General features: G+C 38.3%; 22 protein-coding genes. 18 read left to right on the forward strand and 4 right to left on the reverse strand.

Going from position 1 to position 18,468, the window contains the following annotated elements; all coding sequences use genetic code 11:
- Positions 1-23: 23 nt before the first annotated feature.
- From ACI3K6_RS17425 to ACI3K6_RS17450, 6 genes are all read left to right on the forward strand, one after another.
- Complete coding sequence (locus ACI3K6_RS17425; protein ID WP_335475199.1) at positions 24-362, forward strand: YmaF family protein; 339 nt, start codon at positions 24-26, stop codon at positions 360-362.
- 179 nt (positions 363-541) lie between these two features.
- The gene (locus ACI3K6_RS17430; RefSeq protein ID WP_435555837.1) at positions 542-985 is read left to right on the forward strand and encodes a MarR family winged helix-turn-helix transcriptional regulator; all 444 of its coding nucleotides are present in this window, start codon (positions 542-544) and stop codon (positions 983-985) included.
- A gap of 1 nt (position 986) precedes the next feature.
- Positions 987-1,640: an HlyD family secretion protein gene (locus tag ACI3K6_RS17435; RefSeq protein WP_435555838.1), complete on the forward strand. Its 654-nt coding sequence runs from the start codon at positions 987-989 to the stop codon at positions 1,638-1,640.
- Between the two features lie 8 nt (positions 1,641-1,648).
- Positions 1,649-3,433 carry a DHA2 family efflux MFS transporter permease subunit gene (locus ACI3K6_RS17440; protein ID WP_435555839.1) on the forward strand — a complete coding sequence of 595 codons (1,785 nt, stop codon included), beginning with the start codon at positions 1,649-1,651 and terminating at the stop codon, positions 3,431-3,433.
- A gap of 874 nt (positions 3,434-4,307) precedes the next feature.
- Entirely contained in the window at positions 4,308-4,463 is a 156-nt protein-coding gene (locus tag ACI3K6_RS17445; RefSeq protein ID WP_435555840.1) for a hypothetical protein, read from the forward strand.
- Positions 4,464-4,578: 115 nt separating this feature from the next.
- The gene (locus ACI3K6_RS17450; RefSeq protein ID WP_335475211.1) at positions 4,579-5,496 is read left to right on the forward strand and encodes a YitT family protein; all 918 of its coding nucleotides are present in this window, start codon (positions 4,579-4,581) and stop codon (positions 5,494-5,496) included.
- A gap of 240 nt (positions 5,497-5,736) precedes the next feature.
- On the opposite strand, the gene ACI3K6_RS17455 is transcribed toward ACI3K6_RS17450, so the two are convergent.
- From ACI3K6_RS17455 to ACI3K6_RS17465, 3 genes are all read right to left on the reverse strand, one after another.
- Complete coding sequence (locus ACI3K6_RS17455; RefSeq protein WP_435555841.1) at positions 5,737-5,988, reverse strand: sigma-G-dependent sporulation-specific acid-soluble spore protein CsgA; 252 nt, start codon at positions 5,986-5,988, stop codon at positions 5,737-5,739.
- A 100-nt stretch (positions 5,989-6,088) separates the two neighbouring features.
- Positions 6,089-6,328, reverse strand: coding sequence for a hypothetical protein (locus tag ACI3K6_RS17460; protein ID WP_435555842.1), 240 nt, complete (start codon positions 6,326-6,328; stop codon positions 6,089-6,091).
- A gap of 136 nt (positions 6,329-6,464) precedes the next feature.
- Entirely contained in the window at positions 6,465-7,175 is a 711-nt protein-coding gene (locus ACI3K6_RS17465) for a class I SAM-dependent methyltransferase (RefSeq protein ID WP_335475216.1), read from the reverse strand.
- A gap of 353 nt (positions 7,176-7,528) precedes the next feature.
- Between ACI3K6_RS17465 and ACI3K6_RS17470 the strand changes: the two genes are divergently transcribed.
- Positions 7,529-7,843 (forward strand): hypothetical protein, encoded by a 315-nt coding sequence (locus ACI3K6_RS17470; protein ID WP_435555843.1) that lies wholly within the window; start codon positions 7,529-7,531, stop codon positions 7,841-7,843.
- Positions 7,844-7,927: 84 nt separating this feature from the next.
- Here the strand turns inward: ACI3K6_RS17470 and ACI3K6_RS17475 are convergent, their stop codons facing one another.
- Positions 7,928-8,809 (reverse strand): VanW family protein, encoded by an 882-nt coding sequence (locus ACI3K6_RS17475; RefSeq protein WP_435555844.1) that lies wholly within the window; start codon positions 8,807-8,809, stop codon positions 7,928-7,930.
- 169 nt (positions 8,810-8,978) lie between these two features.
- Here ACI3K6_RS17475 and ACI3K6_RS17480 point away from each other — a divergent pair, with 169 nt between their 5' ends.
- From ACI3K6_RS17480 to ACI3K6_RS17530, 11 genes are all read left to right on the forward strand, one after another.
- A complete protein-coding gene (locus tag ACI3K6_RS17480) occupies positions 8,979-9,521 on the forward strand; it encodes a helix-turn-helix domain-containing protein (RefSeq protein ID WP_435555845.1) in 543 nt (180 codons plus the stop codon).
- 16 nt (positions 9,522-9,537) lie between these two features.
- Positions 9,538-10,503 carry an alpha/beta hydrolase gene (locus tag ACI3K6_RS17485; protein ID WP_435555846.1) on the forward strand — a complete coding sequence of 322 codons (966 nt, stop codon included), beginning with the start codon at positions 9,538-9,540 and terminating at the stop codon, positions 10,501-10,503.
- Between the two features lie 220 nt (positions 10,504-10,723).
- On the forward strand, positions 10,724-10,918 hold the full coding sequence (locus ACI3K6_RS17490) for a hypothetical protein (protein ID WP_435555847.1): 195 nt from the start codon (positions 10,724-10,726) through the stop codon (positions 10,916-10,918).
- A 224-nt stretch (positions 10,919-11,142) separates the two neighbouring features.
- Positions 11,143-11,895 carry an SDR family NAD(P)-dependent oxidoreductase gene (locus ACI3K6_RS17495; protein WP_435555848.1) on the forward strand — a complete coding sequence of 251 codons (753 nt, stop codon included), beginning with the start codon at positions 11,143-11,145 and terminating at the stop codon, positions 11,893-11,895.
- 24 nt (positions 11,896-11,919) lie between these two features.
- The gene (locus tag ACI3K6_RS17500; RefSeq protein ID WP_435555849.1) at positions 11,920-13,533 is read left to right on the forward strand and encodes a long-chain-fatty-acid--CoA ligase; all 1,614 of its coding nucleotides are present in this window, start codon (positions 11,920-11,922) and stop codon (positions 13,531-13,533) included.
- Positions 13,534-13,625: 92 nt separating this feature from the next.
- Positions 13,626-14,192, forward strand: coding sequence for a TetR/AcrR family transcriptional regulator (locus ACI3K6_RS17505; protein ID WP_435555850.1), 567 nt, complete (start codon positions 13,626-13,628; stop codon positions 14,190-14,192).
- Between the two features lie 141 nt (positions 14,193-14,333).
- Positions 14,334-14,735: an acyl-CoA thioesterase gene (locus ACI3K6_RS17510; RefSeq protein ID WP_335475233.1), complete on the forward strand. Its 402-nt coding sequence runs from the start codon at positions 14,334-14,336 to the stop codon at positions 14,733-14,735.
- 34 nt (positions 14,736-14,769) lie between these two features.
- Positions 14,770-15,846 carry a phosphotransferase family protein gene (locus tag ACI3K6_RS17515; protein ID WP_435555851.1) on the forward strand — a complete coding sequence of 359 codons (1,077 nt, stop codon included), beginning with the start codon at positions 14,770-14,772 and terminating at the stop codon, positions 15,844-15,846.
- 23 nt (positions 15,847-15,869) lie between these two features.
- On the forward strand, positions 15,870-16,640 hold the full coding sequence (locus ACI3K6_RS17520; RefSeq protein ID WP_435555852.1) for an SDR family NAD(P)-dependent oxidoreductase: 771 nt from the start codon (positions 15,870-15,872) through the stop codon (positions 16,638-16,640).
- A 49-nt stretch (positions 16,641-16,689) separates the two neighbouring features.
- The gene (locus ACI3K6_RS17525) at positions 16,690-17,469 is read left to right on the forward strand and encodes an enoyl-CoA hydratase/isomerase family protein (RefSeq protein WP_435555853.1); all 780 of its coding nucleotides are present in this window, start codon (positions 16,690-16,692) and stop codon (positions 17,467-17,469) included.
- A 9-nt stretch (positions 17,470-17,478) separates the two neighbouring features.
- Entirely contained in the window at positions 17,479-18,453 is a 975-nt protein-coding gene (locus ACI3K6_RS17530) for a quinone oxidoreductase family protein (protein WP_435555854.1), read from the forward strand.
- Positions 18,454-18,468: the final 15 nt, after the last annotated feature.

Here is an 18,468-nt window from a genome sequence, read left to right on the forward strand (position 1 = left end):
TTAATCATGTGAGGTGGATTGTTTTGAGTAAAATCGGAAAAGACGATTTCGTTTCAGGATTTGTTCCACACCATAACCATGGTTCAGTTGATTATACCGGATTGAGTGGTGGACATGTTCACCAGTGTTTAGATGTTACTTCACCCCCAATACCTACTCAAGACGGGGGACATATTCATTACACAGAGGGATATGTTTTGTTTGAAGATGGTCATACGCATCATTACCGTGCCTATTCTGGGCCGGCAATCCCGGTGGGAAATGGGATGCATGTACATTACTATGATTTTCAAACCTCTGAGAATGATGGACACAGCCATCATGTTAAAGGCGTGGACCAACCAGCTCCTGGATCAAAATAATTAATTATAAAAGGGTCTTTTCCACTTGTGGAAGAGGCCTTTTTCTGTTTTATAAGGATTGCAGAGATTTTTGTTGACATAATAAAAATAGTACAATTATAATTCAGTTTGTATAAAAACATTTCGTATACGAAATGTTTGTCTAGTAAATATTTGGACACTAAAAAAAGGAGGAGAAAATGATTCAACTAAATAATGAACTTTTGGACTCATTTGCGGAGATCAATCGGGCGATTTATAGGCTTATCAAAAAAGATGCCGACCGTGCAGGAATCACAGTAGTTCAGTTAAAAGCGTTATATTTTATTTCCTTACATCAGGAAGTGGGGCTAGGGGAGTTAGCTGATAAACTGAAGCTGACAAACAGTACGGTGAGCGGGGTCATTGATCGCTTAGTTCAGCAGGAGTTGGTTGAAAGGTTGGTTCCTCCGGAAAATCGCCGTTCGGTATCCATTAAGTTAACAGATAAGGGAGAAGCTATATTAAAAGAACTTTTTTCAAATCATTCTATTTTAGTCAACAGAATAAAACAGGTTATGGACCTGCCCAAGGAAGAAATCAATCACTTATTGCGTTTGCACAAATTAATTTTATCCGTGTTAATCACTGAGGAGGAAAAGTGAAATGAAGATAGGGAAATTAATCATTATTAATATCATCATTTTAGTGATTTTAGTAGGGGGCGGTTTTGCTGCGTATTCCTATTACAACACCAAAACAAATTATATTTCCACTGACAATGCTCAAATTGCCGGGCAACAAGTAACCATTGCAGCCCCTGCCAGCGGAAAATTAATGAAATGGGAAGGAAAAGTGGGAGATTCGTTTGGAAAAGATCAACAAATTGGAAGTATCTTTTCAACAAGCACAGGAGTAAATGGAGTGGAAGTACCGATTAATCTTCCAACTGACGGAACTATTGTACAAAGTAATGCTGTCAAAGATTCTTTTGTAGCAGCAGGAACCCCATTGGCTCAAGTATATGATTTGAAAAGTCTATGGGTAACAGCAAATATTGAAGAAACAAATATCGATGATATTGCAGTGGATCAGGATGTAGATATTTATGTTGATGCCTTTCCAAACACTACTTTAAAAGGGAAAGTAGAAACGATAGGTTTAGCCACATCCGGAACTTTTTCATTACTGCCTTCTTCTAACAGCACAGGAAACTATACAAAAGTTACTCAAGTAATTCCTGTAAAAATCTCAATTGATGATGACAAAGGACTTCAAATTGTTCCAGGTATGAATGTAACCGTGAGAATTCATAAGTAGGTGATAAAATGTCAACGTATATCACGGTTTATGTCGTATTAAGCGTATTGCTGATATTGCTGATCAACCTTCAATTAATGAAAAGAGGGAAGAAAAGATCCAAAAAGCAAAAAAGCTCTTTTGAAGCCACCCAAGCTGAGCATTTAAGGGTGAAACTGGATGAAGCACAAAATGAATTTCCTAAAAGACCTGAGGTAAAAAGAAATGTGGAGGAAGATGTTACCCCGAAACGGACGGAAAAGCCGATAGAAACGTCGAGAGTAGAAGATGCTAAAGAGAGTACTGGAAAAGGGAAAGTGTTGGCTGCATTAATGCTTGGGGCGTTTGTTGCGATATTAAATCAAACCTTGCTGAATGTAGCAATCCCACATATCATGACAGATCTTAACGTATCAGCATCAACCGTTCAATGGCTTTCCACTGGGTACATGCTGGTAAATGGAATTTTCATCCCAGTTACGGCCTTTTTAATTGATAAATTTGGCACGAGGAAGTTGTTTCTTACATCCATTTTCTTGTTTACATTTGGTTCTGTCATCTGTTCATTATCAACCAATTTCAGTTTTTTAATGACGGGTCGTCTTATCCAGGCATCTGGTGCGGGAATTATCATGCCTTTATTAATGACTGTTTTCTTTACGATTTTTCCACCTGAAAAACGCGGAACGGCAATGGGGATTATGGGAGTTGTCATGCTCTTTGCACCGGCGATTGGCCCAACATTGTCCGGATGGCTGATTGAGCATTATTCATGGAGATTATTATTCGATATTGTCATTCCGATTGGAATTATTGATTTAATTCTCAGTTATCTGTGGGTGAAGGATGTAACGGAAAAAACAAATCCCAAATTTGATTTTCCGGGTTTACTTTTCTCTACAGTAGGTTTTGGCTTTCTTTTATACGGATTTAGTGAAGCTGGCAGTGATGGATGGTCAAGTACAACAGTAGTTGTTTCATTGTTAATTGGGATTATTTCTTTAGTCGCCTTTACGATTCGTGAGTTAACAACAGATAAGCCAATGCTGGATTTACGTGTTTTCAAATATGATATATTTTCTTTAACAACCGTTATTAGTATGATTATTAATATGGCAATGTTTGGAGCAATGATTTTATTACCAATCTATCTGCAAAATATTCGTGGGTTTACAGCACTTGATTCTGGTCTCCTGTTGCTTCCGGGTGCAATCGTTATGGGGATCATGACCCCGATTGCCGGGGCGTTATTCGATAAGATTGGAGCAAGATGGCTAGCCGTTATTGGACTGCTTATCACAATTGTAACAACTTGGGAATTCACAAAATTAAGCATGACCACATCCTATGATCACATCATGTTTTTATATATCATGCGGATGTTTGGGATGTCATTTTTAAGTATGACAGTCATGACCGAGGGGCTGAACCAATTGCCGCCACATTTAGGTTCTCATGGTACGGCTGCCTCCAATACGGCAAGGCAGGTTGCAGGTAGTATCGGGACAGCGTTTCTGGTAACAGTCATGACCACTAGACAAAGTGCTCATATGGGTGAATACTCCAGTTTAATCACCAGCGCTAACCCATTTATTGCCACTAAGACAGCTCAAATTGGCCAAGGGCTTGCGACTGTAGCGCACGTTCCTGCTACCGTTGGGAACCAATTAAGCTCTTACTTGATTTATGGTCAAACTATGAAACAAGCCACCATCGATGGAATCAATGATTCTTTCATGGTAGCAACAGGAATTGCAGTAGTGGCCTTTTGCTTGGCATTTTTCATTAAGCGTTCACGTCCTAAAGCACAATAAAAATGGGGGTTCAGAGCTTATGGATCTGGACCCTGATTTTTTCCAAAAGTTCACTGTTTTGTCATAAATGACCCGTGTATTCATCTTCTTCCGTGTTATACTATAAGTGTAAAAGATAAACAAAGAAAACATAACATCTTAGGAGACTCAACCATACGTGTTCGTTCCGTTTGTGAACGAATATAGGTTTCCCTTTATTTATTTGGAAGGTGAAACAAGTCGAAATCAATTGAAAAAGAGTAAATCCTTAACTAGTCCTTTACATTGAATCTATAAACACTATAGAATCAGATGTTAAAGGAAGCTTATTAGCAAGATGTTTTCAAACTAATAAGTAAAAAAAGTTAAGCGTTTATAAGAAAATATATCGTTTATGAACGATATATCTACTGAATCTTAATTAAACGATTTCATTGTTTGAAACCATAATTTCCAAATAATAAAGTAATGTAAGAGTCTCTAAACGGTTTAAATCCCGTATCAAAAAGTTTTTTCTCTTGAGGAATTTGAATTCCATTTAACATGTGAATTAATTCCTTCAACGGAACAAACACACATCGGCTGATCCTTCAAAGTTTTCTTTTAGCTCGTAAAAAAAGACTAAAAGGAAATGAAAATTGAACTATTTGGCTGATGTCATGGTTGGGTCTCCTAAGATGTTAATAATAGTAAGGAGTTACTTCAAAAAATGGAGTAGCTCCTTTTTATTTGGATAGCAGTTTAAGGGCAAAGCATATCCAATTAGAAAAAGTGAATACTGTGGCGGCAAAGATGCAAAAGAATGGTAACCGACCAAGTCTAAAAATATTACCATCTGAATTCTGGTATAATCTCGATCCTTTTTGGGAAAATATCCATGGAAGGAGATGAGAATATGTCAAAAAGAAAAGAGTTAAAGAAAGGTCCTTCAATTGCCCCTGGCATGGATGATCAAGAAGAACTAGAAAAAAGTGCTACAGAAGAGGAAATGGAAAGTGGGGAATACACAAGTGTAACAACACTTTCATACGATGAAGTGGACCCAAGCTAGTCTAATGGCTGCCTATTATTAGGCAGTTTCTTTGTTTTAAAAGGCAAAATATTATAAATGGAAGCTTCCAAACGCTATAATAAAAATAGAAGGCTTAAATGAAAGGGGAAATTGAATGTCTGGAAACAGCGAACTAAATTTGATTGAACAGCAGGAAGTGCTAATGGAAAAAATTCAACATCGAAAATTGACAAAAAGGAAGATTTTCCTTCGAGCATTGTTAATTACATTAGGTGCATTGTTAATGGCTGTAGGACTTGAAATATTTCTTGTTCCTAATAAGGTTATTGATGGCGGAATAACCGGTATCTCCATCATGCTATCGTATATAACCGGTTGGAAATTAGGTATTTTTCTCTTTCTACTAAACCTTCCTTTTTTCTTTTTAGGCTATAAACAAATTGGCAAAACCTTTGCCATTTCCACTCTCTATGGAATCTTTGTTCTCTCCATCGCGACTACATTGCTTCATCCCGTTCCGGCCTTCACCCAGGATATTCTCCTTGCCACTATTTTTGGAGGAGTTGTTCTAGGGATAGGAGTTGGTTTAGTGATTCGGTATGGAGGTTCATTAGATGGAACCGAAGTACTTGCGATTCTCTTTAATAACAAACTGCCGTTTTCTGTTGGGGAAATCATCATGTTTTTCAACCTGTTTATCTTGGGAAGCGCAGGATTTGTTTTTAGTTGGGATCGTGCCATGTATTCCTTAATTGCCTATTTTGTTGCCTTCAAGACGATTGATATTACCGTTGCCGGATTAGATGAATCGAAATCGGTATGGATCATAAGTGACAATGCAAAAGAGCTTGGCGATGCCATTTTGAACCGTCTTGGTCGTGGAGTTACCTATTTGAATGGGGAAGGGGCCTATTCTGGGGATGACAAGAAAGTTATTTTTTGTGTAATCAACCGTCTTGAGGAAGCAAAATTAAAAGAAATCGTCACAGAGTATGATCAAAGTGCCTTTTTTGCTGTGGCAGATATTGCAGAGGTACGAGGCGGAAGATTTAAGAAACGGGATATTCACTAGAAATTTGCAGGAAATCAGGAAATATTGTGTTTGTCGTTTATTTGTAAAATCGTTAGAAATAAGTAAAAGAAGTTGTAATTTCTAGGTAGTTCTTGTCGGTTTGTGATGAAATAACATCGATTAATCAATCGTGTTTTGTCGTACCTTGCGCTTGCCTAGGAAATAAATTTGCGAAAATTGAAATATTTCCATACAATGATAAAAATGAAAAAAGATGGCCATGTTCCGCCATCTTTTGTTTTATAACAATAGCTCAAAAACCTCATTTAACTCATGTGCCCTTTTACGATCTTGTTCCTCATTTGCATATTTAATCTCATCGGGCAAAATTTTGTTAAGAAAGTCAATTTCCTTACTGGTTAGGTCGCGAACAAACGAACCTTCAGATGGATAATGACCTTTCACAAGTTTATGATAAATCTGCTTACCCTCTGTATGGTTGTCCGTATAATTTGATAAAATCTCCCTTAAATATCCTAAGGTTTTATCCATTCCCTCACCAATCCTTTCAAGACTATTCTTTATCCAGAATCTAATAATATTCATTCAGGCAGAACAGTAAGATTTGGCTGGGGAAGAGACTCAACATTTCTTACCAAAAGAAGAATGGGAAGGCTACGCCAACAAATGGAACAAATACAGGAGGTCTAAAGAACGGTCCCCAGAAACCAAATCCATAACCGTCACTTTCTGCAGAAGACGATAATTCTTCGATTTCAAGTCCATCCTTTCTTACCTTAGCTACACGCCCCATGGTCCAATTTCCTTCTTTATTTTTAAATTTGATCATTTCACCTTCTAAACGACGGGCTGACTCATAATTTAGTTGCAATGCCATTTCCTCCATTCAAGTGTACTTGCTATAAATTATGAATGCTGAGCGATTTTTGCAAGGGTATACGTCATACATGTCCCTTTAAAAATCATAAAAGGCCTTTCATTTTTTAATGAAGGCCATTTTAAAGTGATTATTTTGTACAGGTTATAATCCTATGACTTAATATATCATGGTACTTTACAAGCATATTACCATGCTGATTGAGAATGCCGAATAACTCTGGTTCGAAATTCTGAGAAAAATTAAATTCCTGTCCAGGGTTCCCATTCAGGAGATCAAGTGGATGTGATTGTATTTCGATATTTTTAAATCCTACATCCTTTAACAGGCGGGTCCAATCTTTTTCTAATAATAAAGAGTCAATCGCATAAAATTCTTTAATTTCATTTTCTTCTTCTTTCTTTAGCTTTTTATTAATCGTCATTTCATTGGCTATTAGGCGCCCACCTTCTTTTAGCACGCGATGGAACTCTTTTAGTGCCTTTGGTTTATTCACAAAAGCTAATACGGACTCAGATAGCACATAATCAAAACTTTGATCAGCTAGCGGGATTTCTTCGATAGACCCTTGAATCAACTTAATAGGGTATTGTAAGTTCTCAAAACGTTTTTTGGCTTTTTCCACCATGATGGAATTCAGTTCTAATCCATATACATGGGCTTGATATTGCTGGTATAAATAGGCTGTTGTTTGTCCTGTGCCACAGCCAGCATCTAAAATTTTAGAATCCCTTGTAATCTTTTCCCGTGAAAGCATATTTTTTGTCAAGAGAATACCGCCTGGATGGGCTCCTCCGACTCCAAATTTGGCTAAAAAATCAATATAGGTTAAGCCTCCCATAGACACCACCCTAATTACTTTTTTGCATCTTATGTAATCAAATGAAAAAGGGTGCCTAAATGATTTATTAAATAATTATATTATGTAAACTATAAAAATGAACTTAATCACGAATCATGTTTCCTTTATTTCCCTTGCAAAATCATATGAAAAATTTGGAAATGTCTCTACCAATTTGAAATGTTCATCTATAAGCAAAGCAGAAAACTCTACAATTTACGGCTTAACATCTCCCAGTAATTAGAAATCAAAGCACTTATTCCATAGCATTTTCTAAAGGGAAATTGAACAGATTAAGCAAATGGAAGGGGTATAATCTCTCTCTTTCATACTTTGGAAAAGGGGTGCAAATATTGAAAAACTTACGGAATTTGCCGTTTCTAAAAATGTTTATGCCAAAGCGAAGGAATAAAGGTACGCTATGGGCATCATTATTCGGTTTAGGTATTAGTGCAGTCGTTTATGGTATGAAAAAAGGCAGGGGTCGAGAATTTGCAGATCCAATCGCTAACACCGTTAAAAAATTAACACCAAACGTTAATATGGAACGGATTGGAAATATAACAAAGAATATTACCCCTAATTTAAACGTTGATCATATGAACAATGCAGCTCTTGCAGAGTTTTCTGAAGAGCTTATGGAAAGTGCACTGAATAATAACAAATAAAAATGAAAAGTCCGCACAGTTTTTAACTGCATCCCAATTGTTAGAGATAACAAACAATTGGGGATGCAGTTTTGCGGACCTTTTTTAATAGATGGGGTTTGGAACCTTCTTTGGGTTGTAATGAAGACTTTCTGATGAATATAGCTTTGTGATTAAAAGTCCTCCTAAGGTTCTAGCACGGATTAAGACAGGTTGGTTATAGTTATTTTTAAATTCAAAATCAGGTCCATACCAACTTACAGTTGCATCTCTTCCTGGGGGAATATACGGTACATGTCTGCTATGAGAAAAACGTTGCGTGATCTCTAGGCCAGCATTATCAACCGCATTAAATAATGTGGAAGAAACTTGGCAAATACCACCACCGATATCCTCTGAATATTCTCCTCTTACAATAACTTTGGCTCGTTGATATCCCTTTTCTTTAGTCCGTTTCCCAACAACTTTGTTGAAGGAGAAGGTTTCACCTGGAAACACTACATAGTTGTTGATGGCATTGGCAGCTAATTTGATATTATTTGTTCGGTTTTTATTAGATGGATTAAATGAAGTGACATATCGCCCAATTCTAAGATTACGGATATCATTCAGTAACTCACTATCCACTGTCGGATACACCGTTCTCATTGGTAATTCCAATGAGGATAGATCTTGGTTAAAATAATGAGAATAGACTTGTTCCGTAAAGGATTGGCGATGAACCTGACGGCCGATTTTCTCGGGAATAATATTACCATTTTGATCCAGAACAGCATTTTCAGCAGCAATGCCCACTTTTCGATCAAGTTCTTCTAAAAATTGCTCATATTTATTAATATGTATGATTGGCACATCCGCATATGGATAGAAGTAGTCCGTTTGATTAAATTTTGTAACGACATTTCCATCCTTGGTAATGGTTAATTGATTAGGAGAGGCCATTGGTTGTGCTGTCAGGATGATCCCAATGATCCATGGTAAAATCATATTTTAAAACACCTCCTCACTATAATATTGGCCGTAAATGGTTTTATCATGTAAATCAAGTTAAAATTGAATGATTCTTAAAAATGTAAGAGAAATGGTCTTTACAAACATTGTTATTTATATTATTATCATTATTGATAATGATAATAAAAAATAGGAGCTAATAAAGATGAAGGAATCAACCGTTGATGTCATTTTACATCCAGTTCGGATGCGGATTATTCAGCAACTAATAAATCAGCAATTAACAGCCCAACAGTTAAAGGAACTGCTTCCAGATATACCGCAGGCTTCGTTGTACAGAAATATAAAAAAATTAGCAGAAGCCTGTGTTATTCATATTGTTGATGAAATACCTATAAGAGGAACCGTGGAAAAGGTTTATTCCATTCAAGACCCAAAGAAAGCTTCAATTAGTCCAGAAGAATTAAATAATCTGTCAAAGGATGAACATATGAGCCTGTTTATTAAATTTTTGGCTAATTTAATGGGGGAATATGACAGATATTTGAAAAATGAAGAAAACATTGATTTATTTGCGGATGGTGTTACTTTCCGGCAGACATCCTTGTTTTTAGACGATGAAGAATTTCAGCAATTTGCTCAGGAATTAAGGGAAGTGTATATAAAGTATGCGGAGAAAAAACTGGATAAGGGCAGAAGAAGAAGGACTGTAGCTACTATTATCATTCCAGGTGAAACTGATCAATAACATGGGGGAATTTGATGTGGAAATAAGGGAGAAAGAAATTACGATTCAAAGTAAGGTGGCACTAAAAGGATCATTAAATTTGCCAGAAACACGTAGAGAAAAAGGGCTGGCCATCCTAATTATTCAAGGGTCTGGGAAAATTGATCGCAATGGAAAAGCTAGTGAAAAGTTGGATTTAAAGCTTTATCGACAGTTAGCGGAATTTTTAACTAAATTAGGGTTTATTAATCTTCGTTACGATAAGCGCGGTGTTGGCCAAAGTGATGGGGACTACCTGAAAACTGGACTGTGGGATCTAGTCGATGATGCACGTGCAGCTGTTCAATTTTTGAAAGCTCAACCTGAAGTAGACCCTGAAAAAGTGATAATATTAGGTCACAGTGAAGGATGTGCCATTGGAACTGCGGTTGCAGCTAGGGAATCGTTAGGAGGACTCATTTTGCTTTCAGGAGCGGTTGAAACATTGGGTGAAGCGATGAAACGGCAAAGAGATATCGCTACCCAAGATATTCTGGATGGGGAAAGTTTCCAAGCGAAATTGTTACGATTCTTAGGCGCTCATAAAAAAGTTGAAAAGCAGGCTCAAAAATCTCTTGAAAAAATGATGAAGTCTAATGAAGACACGATCAAACAAAGTTTTGTTAAAGTTAACGCAAAGTGGTTCCGTGAACATATTCAATATAATGTCAGAGAGGATTTAGCAAAAGTGACTTGCCCCGTTTTAGCGATCACCGGTGCAAAAGACATTCAAGCAAATCCAGAGGTACTTAAGGATTTACCACAGTATGTAAAAGGGGACGCTGAATACTATGTAGTAGAAAATATGGGCCACGCCTGTAAATTGGTAACCAAAACATCAACTATATTCTCTATTAAAAAGGATTTACCAGCAGAAGGAAACCTGCCCATCCATCCTGAACTGACGAAACTGCTTGAAAATTGGTTAGTTGGACATTATCAGTTAGACGGAATTGAATATTAACCTTTTAAGCGTAAATTTTTATTTGAACAGGAGTGGAGTGCGAAGTGATTGGAGCACTGTTCACCACATCATCCAAAAGGTGTCTATCATGAATGGTAGACACCTTTTTATATAATGAAAATAATGTTAAAATATGATATAATTAGATCATATAGTAGATAATAGTAATCTGCTAGCAATTTGCTAACAATTTGCTATCAATTGAATAGAGGTGTCTTGCTTGGAACAAGGTGAAAGAATTCAATTAAATGTAAGGATTACAAAAGATACATCGGCAAAGTTGGATGAAATTGTTGAGTATTACCAACAAGGATTGAAACTGGGAAGAATATATAAGGGTGATGTCTTAACTGATATCATAGAAAAATCATATGAGTTAATGAATAAGCAGAAAAAGCTTCAGAAAAGATATTAATGGGACAACGGGTCGGGATTATTAAATCCGGATCTTTTTTGTATGTCTAAAATCAAATATTTTTAGAATATTTAGAAAAGAATTTGAATATTTAAATTATTAATAGTATAATAGTGTTTATTACATACCAACCGGTTAGTATTTGATATTTATTCTTTTTTTGTTTCGTAGGTTATGTGCGAATGAAAGCGTGTTCAATACATTTAGAAAGGATGAAATTGACTATGAGATTAAGAGGGAAAATAGCAGTCGTAACAGGAGGAGGTAGCGGAATTGGCCGTGCGACAGCAATAAAGTTTGCACATGAAGGAGCAAAGATTGCAGTTGCCGATGTGGATTCTGTCTCTGGGGAGCAAACGGTTAGTCTGATTAAGCAAACCGGTGGAACAGCCATTTTTATTAAGACAGATGTAGCAAATTCCAAGCAGGTTCAAGAACTTATACAAATGACTACTAATACCTATGGGGCCTTACATATCATGTTTAATAATGCCGGCATTGGAAATTCAGAGGTTCGTAGTGACGAATTAGCTGAAGAGGAATGGGACCAGGTCATTGATATCAATTTAAAAGGGGTATTCCTCGGGATTAAATATGCTGTTCCTGAACTGAAGAAAGCTGGTGGAGGGGTGATTATCAACACATCAAGCCTGTTGGGTTTAAAGGGCCAGAAATATATGTCAGCCTATAATGCATCCAAAGGTGGCGTAGTGATTTTAACAAAAAATGCTGCTCTTGAATATGGGAAATACAATATTCGTGTAAATGCAATCGCACCAGGCGTCATTGACACGAAAATCATTGATAACTGGAAACAAAATGAACGAAAATGGCCGATTATATCTAGTGCCAATGCGTTGGGACGTATTGGCACACCGGAGGAAGTAGCAAATGCAGTGGCATTTTTAGCTTCAGATGAGGCTTCCTTTATTACCGGAGCAACGCTTTCTGTAGATGGCGGAGGTTTAACATTTTAAAATAACCAATTTGGAGGGAAATTGATGACAAATAAACAGGCATGGTTAGACCAATACCCTGAAACGATTGCAAATAAAGTTGAAATTCCGAACAAAACCGTAACCCACATTCTTAAAGAAACAACTGAAAAGTATCCTACCAATAATGCCCTCTCTTTTTATGGAAGAAAAATAACCTATCAGGAACTATCCTTTGCAGTTCAGGCCTTTACTTCTGCATTACAGCAAAATCAGGTGCAAAAAGGGGACAGAGTCGCGATCATGCTGCCGAACTGTCCACAATATGTTATTTCTTATTATGGTGTACTGTCAGCTGGCGGCATTGTCACACAAGTAAATCCAATGTCTGTAGAACGTGAGTTGGAGTATATCCTAAACGATTCCGAAACAGAAACGATTGTCACCTTGGATGCTTTTTACCCTAGAGTGAAAAGTGTACAATCGCGAACAAAATTGAAGAATATCATTATTGTCAGCTTTCAGCCTTCAGGACATAATTTTTCACCAGACCGGATCTTTGAACAATTTTTAAAAGAAGGCAATGGCCAGGTACTTCCAATTGACTTTGAACCTGAACACGATGTGGCTGTCCTGCAATATACAGGTGGGACTACCGGGCGTTCTAAAGGGGCTTTGTTGACGCATCGCAATATATTGGCCAATGTCATTCAATGCTATGAATTTTTCAAACATGAATTTGAATTAGGCAAGGAGCGCTGCCTCACGGTTATACCGCTATTCCATGTTTTTGGCATGTCTTCATGTATGAATTTGTCTATTTTCACTGGTTCGGAATCAATTATGCTCCCGCGCTTTGATTTAGAGGAAGTATTAAACACCATAAAAAATGAACAGCCAACTACCTTCCCAGGTGTTCCAACCATGTATGTAGCGATTACGAACCATCCGCGTGCTGAAGAATACGGACTCGGCAGTATCAAAACCTGCAATAGTGGAAGTGCCCCTATGCCAGTGGAACTGCTTCGTGAGTTTGAAGGAAAAACAGGTGCGAAAATATTAGAGGGATATGGATTATCGGAAGCGTCTCCAACCACTCACTGTAATCCTCCGTTTGCAGATAGGAAACCGGGCAGTGTAGGGATTGGGGTGCCATCCACCGAATATAAAATCGTCGACCTTGCGACTGGTACAGAGGAATTAAAGCCGGGTGAACTTGGTGAGGTAATCATTAAGGGTCCTCAAATTATGAAGGGCTATTGGAACATGCCTGAGGAAACGGCCAATACTCTAAGGGATGGCTGGTTGTTTACTGGTGATATTGCCAGGGTGGATGAGGATGGTTATTTATATATCGTTGATCGAAAAAAAGACATGATTATAGCCAGTGGTTTTAATATTTATCCTCGTGATATTGAAGAGGTGTTATATGAACATCCTTCTGTTCAAGAGGCGGTAGTAATTGGGGTACCCGATCCGTATAGAGGGGAAGATGTGAAGGCATATATTGTATTAAAGGCAGGAAAAACAGCTACTGAAGAGGAGATTATCCAATATTGCCGACAAAACCTTGCTGCTTATAAGGTTCCGCGCAGTATCGAGTTTCGTGATCAGTTGCCGAAAACTGGAGTTGGAAAAATTCTTCGCCGTGCGTTAAGAGATGAAGCCCTTAAAAAATAGCAAAAATAATCTTTTTTGGAACAATGTAGAGGTGAGATGACAATATGATATAATTTTATCGGGACATTTATTCAGATTGCGAGGACAATAAAGTGAAAGAGAAACTAGTAGGACAAAGCATTCGCTTATTCGAAAAAAAGGGGTTTAGTGAAACATCCATTCAAGACATCGTTGACTCCATTGGGGTAACCAAGGGGACATTTTATTATTATTTTTCCAGTAAGGAAGAGCTATTAATGGATATCCACTTGGGGTATATTGATGAGCTGCTTGTCCAACAGGAACAGATTTTTAATGACCAACAGAAGACATGTAAACAAAAATTATCCGAAATCGTTTATATGCTTATAACCGATATAAAAACGCAAGGGTCTTCAGCTAAGATTTTCTTTCGTGAAATGAAGAATCTAAGTCCGGAACGTCTTGCAGTAGTGATTCCGAAGCGGGATAAATTTCGATATAATCTCGAAGACCTGATCAAGAAAGGGATGCAAGCAGGGGAGTTTCGCAGTGACCTAAATCCTGTAATTATTACCTTTGGGATTTTGGGGGTCACCAACTGGAGCTACCAGTGGTTTAATCCTAATGGTCCTTGTACGGATCAAGAGGTTGCGGAGATATTTGTCGAAATGATTTTGAAGGGAATTCAAGTAAATTAAGAGAAAAAGTGTAGAGAGGAATTTTATATTAAAATTCCCCTCTTTTTAAAAAAACACATACCAACCGGTTAGTATCGAATTATAAAAATGACATAAAAATGGCTGCTTGAGCATTTTCTAGACAATGAGGTGTATTAAGTCATGCATGAAATCCAGGTGAACGTGCGTTTTGGTGAAACAGACGCAATCGGCCATATCAATAACACAAGTTACTTTATTTATCTTGAAGAAGCTAGAATTCGTTTTTTCGAATCATTAGGTTTTAATATGGATTCAAAAAATTGGAATTTTATTCTTGCTTCCACTAAGTGTGATTTTCTCAGCCAAGGATATTTTAATCAGACATTACTAGTGAAAACAACCGTTTCTAAAATCGGTACCAAAAGTTTCCAATTAGAACATGATATCATTTGTGCCAAAACAAATGAACGGATTGCCTGTGGCAATGCCATCATGGTTTATTTTGATTTTGATGAACAACAAAGCAAACCTTTACCGGACTTATTGCAAGAAGAGTTGCAAAAGTACAAAGTTTACACTTGAAGTTTCTGAATATTAAAAAATAAGGAGGAGCTACATGCCTCATCAAATGAGAAATGATACAATTCCTGTTCGTAAAGGCGAGGAATTGAATTTGCCGGTATTGGAGCAATTTTTACGGACAAATATCAAAGAACTTCCCGGGAGTCCATTGGAAATCCTCCAATTTTCATCCGGTCATTCCAATCTAACTTACCAAATCAAGATGGGAGAATGGGAAGCTGTTTTAAGACGTCCACCTCTCGGCCCCGTGGCACCAAAGGCCCATGACATGGAAAGGGAATTTAAAATCCTCTCAGAATTAAATCCTTTGTTCCCTGCAGCTCCAAAACCTTTCCTATTTTCAGATCGATTAGATATCGTTGGCAGTCCTTTTTTCATTATGGAAAGAAAGCATGGAATTGTTTTAGACACCGCTTTTCCTGAGGGGCGTGACGTCACTCCTGAACTATGTAAAAGAATTTCAGAAATTATGGTAAATAATTTAGTAGAGTTACATTCGCTTGATTATAAAAAAACACGCCTGCTAGAAATAAGCAAGCCAGATGGATTTATGGAAAGGCAGGTCCAAGGCTGGATTGGCCGATATGAGCGGGCGAAAACAGAGGAAATCTCAGAAGTAGAGACCTTAATTAAATGGCTTATTGATCACGTTCCAAAGCAGTCTGAATCCACCGTGATTCATTATGATTATAAGCTGAATAATGCGATGTTTAATGAGGATTTTACCGAGATGGTAGGCTTATTTGATTGGGAAATGACCACTGTAGGTGACCCGCTAGCTGACTTAGGTGCAGCGATGAGCTATTGGAATTTGCAGGATGACTCCGAACTGTTAAAAAAAGGACTGGGTAAAGATCCTGTTACAGCGGTCCATGAAGGTTTTTTTACTAGAAAGGAATATATTAACCTTTATGCCAAAAAGAGTGGCAGGGATGTTTCAAAGCTTCATTTTTATATAACCTTTGCTTATTTTAAACTTGCCGTCATTTGTCAGCAAATCTATTACCGGTTTAAAAAAGGGCAAACAAATGACCCACGATTTGCCAACTTTCATCAATTTGTTCATGGATTGATCCAGCATGCGACGATTGTCGCGCATGATAAATTTTAAGAAGTGCTGAAGGAGGCAATTGAATGAGGTTTTCGCAAACGGTTGCAGTAGTAACAGGTGCTGGCAGCTGGATTGGCAGAGCAACTGCAATCCAGCTCGCTGAAGAAGGAGCTAAAGTTATTTTAGTCGGTAGAACAGGGAACAAACTTGAAGAAACAGCCACGATTATAAACGGGAAAAGTAAGATTCCGTTGGCAGAAATTTTTCGAGCTGATTGTACCGACGCGGAGGATGTTGTGGAATTAGCCGAATATGTTGAGCAACATTATGGAGATCTTCATGTCCTTGTTAATAATGCAGGTGGCTCACGAAATGGAAAAATTTTAGAGATGCCTGAGCAAGACTGGAATTTTATTCAGGATGTCAATTTAAAAAGTGTTTTCCTTGTTTCTAAGGAGCTCGGCAAATTGATGGTTAGAGGAGCGGAACGTGAGGAGCATCATCGCGCCATTGTGAATGTTGCTTCTTTATCCGGGCATCAAGCCGGTGCGGAAATACCTCATTACAGTGCGGCAAAAGCAGCCGTCATTAATTTTACCAGGGCGCTAGCTTTGGAATTATCGCCCCATGGAATCCGTGTGAACTCGGTATCCCCTGGGTTTGTAGAAACACCATTAACAGAGGAGGGCTTGCAAAATGAACGCTTTGTCCGGGCAATCCAAAGAAATACGGCATTGGGCAGAGTAGGCAAGCCTGAGGAAATTGCTAGAGTCATTGCATTTGCGGCATCACCCGACGCCTCCTATATGACAGGTACTGACTTGTTAGTTGATGGTGGCTGGTTAATTAAATAGGTTAGCAGGTTGTAAGAAAATAATGGATAGGATAGAAAGGATGATGAGCATGACGCAAGAACATTTACTAGTGGAGAAATTAGGACCAGTACTTTCCTTAACCTTAAACCGACCAGAGAGTTTGAATGCATTCAGTCCTGAAATGATTTTAGGTTTAAAGGATGCAATCAGGAATGCCCAAATAGATGAAGATATACAGGTAATTGTTTTATCCGGAAGCGGCCGCTCATTCAGTGCCGGTGGTGATGTTAAAACAATGGGGCAGGCCGGTGGTGTCCAAGTTTATGAACATATTGGAAAACTCAACGAACTTATCTTACTAATGAAAGACACGGAGAAGCCCATTATTGCGGCTGTCCATGGGTTTGCGGCTGGAGCCGGCTTTAATTTAGTGCTAGCCTGCGATTTAATTATTGCTGCAGAGGAAAGTAAATTCGCCCTCAGTTTTTCACAGGTTGGTTTAATTTCTGATGGAGGTGGCTCTTATTTTCTGCCAAGATTAATTGGCCCTCATCTTGCCAAACAATTCTTCTTTACGGCTGAGCCAATCTCTGCGGAGCGTTTATATCAACTTGGTGTTATCAACTATTTGGTTCCGCAAGAAAAGTTACAAGAAGAAACGACAAAACTGGCATTAAAATTGGCCCATGGTCCTGGTAAGGCATATGGCAAACAGAAAAAAATCGTAGATCAGGCGTTTACTGCCTCATTAGAAGAAATACTTGAGCAAGAGCGATTGACTCAGATGCTGATGGTTCAAACTGAGGACCATCAAGAAGGTATCGCTGCATTTAAAGAAAAAAGAAGACCAGCATTTAAAGGGAAGTAGGGGAAAAAGATGAAAGCAATTCAATTTACGGAATATGGCGGTCCTGAGGTACTAAAACTAGTAGATCTTGAAAAACCAAAACCTACCGGACGGGAAGTCTTGATCGAGATTAAAGCTGTTGGAGTGAACTATGCAGATACTGCCAGAAGAGAGGGTCAATATGTCGTTCATACCGCATTGCCCTTCATTCCTGGCGCGGAGATTGCAGGGGTTGTCGTAGAAGTTGGAGACCAAGTAACAACCGTGTCTCCTGGGATGAGAGTAGCGACCTTAATTGAATCAGGTGGTTACGCAGAATTTGCTCTTGCTGATGAGCGAGGTCTTATTCCGCTTCCTGAACAATTAGATTTCCATTCGGCAGTGGCACTGCCTTTACAGGGCTTAAGTGCTTACCATATTTTAAAGACGATGGGTCGGCTTGAAAAAGGAGAATCTGTTCTGGTTCATGCAGCTGCGGGTGGGGTTGGAACCATTGCTGTTCAGCTTGCCAAAGAATTTGGAGCTGGAAAAATAATTGCTACAGCCAGTACAACCGAAAAACTGGAATTAGCCCGTGAAATGGGGGCAGATGTTCTCATCAATTATTCAGAGCCCGACTGGGAAAAGCAGGTTCTGGAAGCAACGGGAGGAAAAGGGGTAGATGTTGCCCTTGAAATGGCGGGAGGCGAAGTATTCTATAAGACATTGAAATGTCTTGCTACATTCGGCCGTCTAGTCATCTTTGGGGTGGCCAGCGGTGAACAATCCAGATTTTATCCTTCATCCCTAATGGCAAGAAATCAATCCGTGATTGGATTCTTCCTGCCGCAAATCATGAGGAAACCTCAATTGCTTCAGCCTAGTTTGATTGAGCTGTTTACATATCTAGGCGAAGGAAAGTTGAAACTGACAATTGGCGGTGTATTTAAGCTGGAGGAAGCGGCAGCTGTTCATACCTTACTGCAATCAAGAAAAACTCAAGGAAAGTTGATTTTAGAGCCATAAAAAAGAATACACCAA

Origin of the sequence: Neobacillus solisequens, from assembly GCF_051233465.1 — a bacterium.
Lineage (GTDB): Bacteria > Bacillota > Bacilli > Bacillales > Cytobacillaceae > Neobacillus.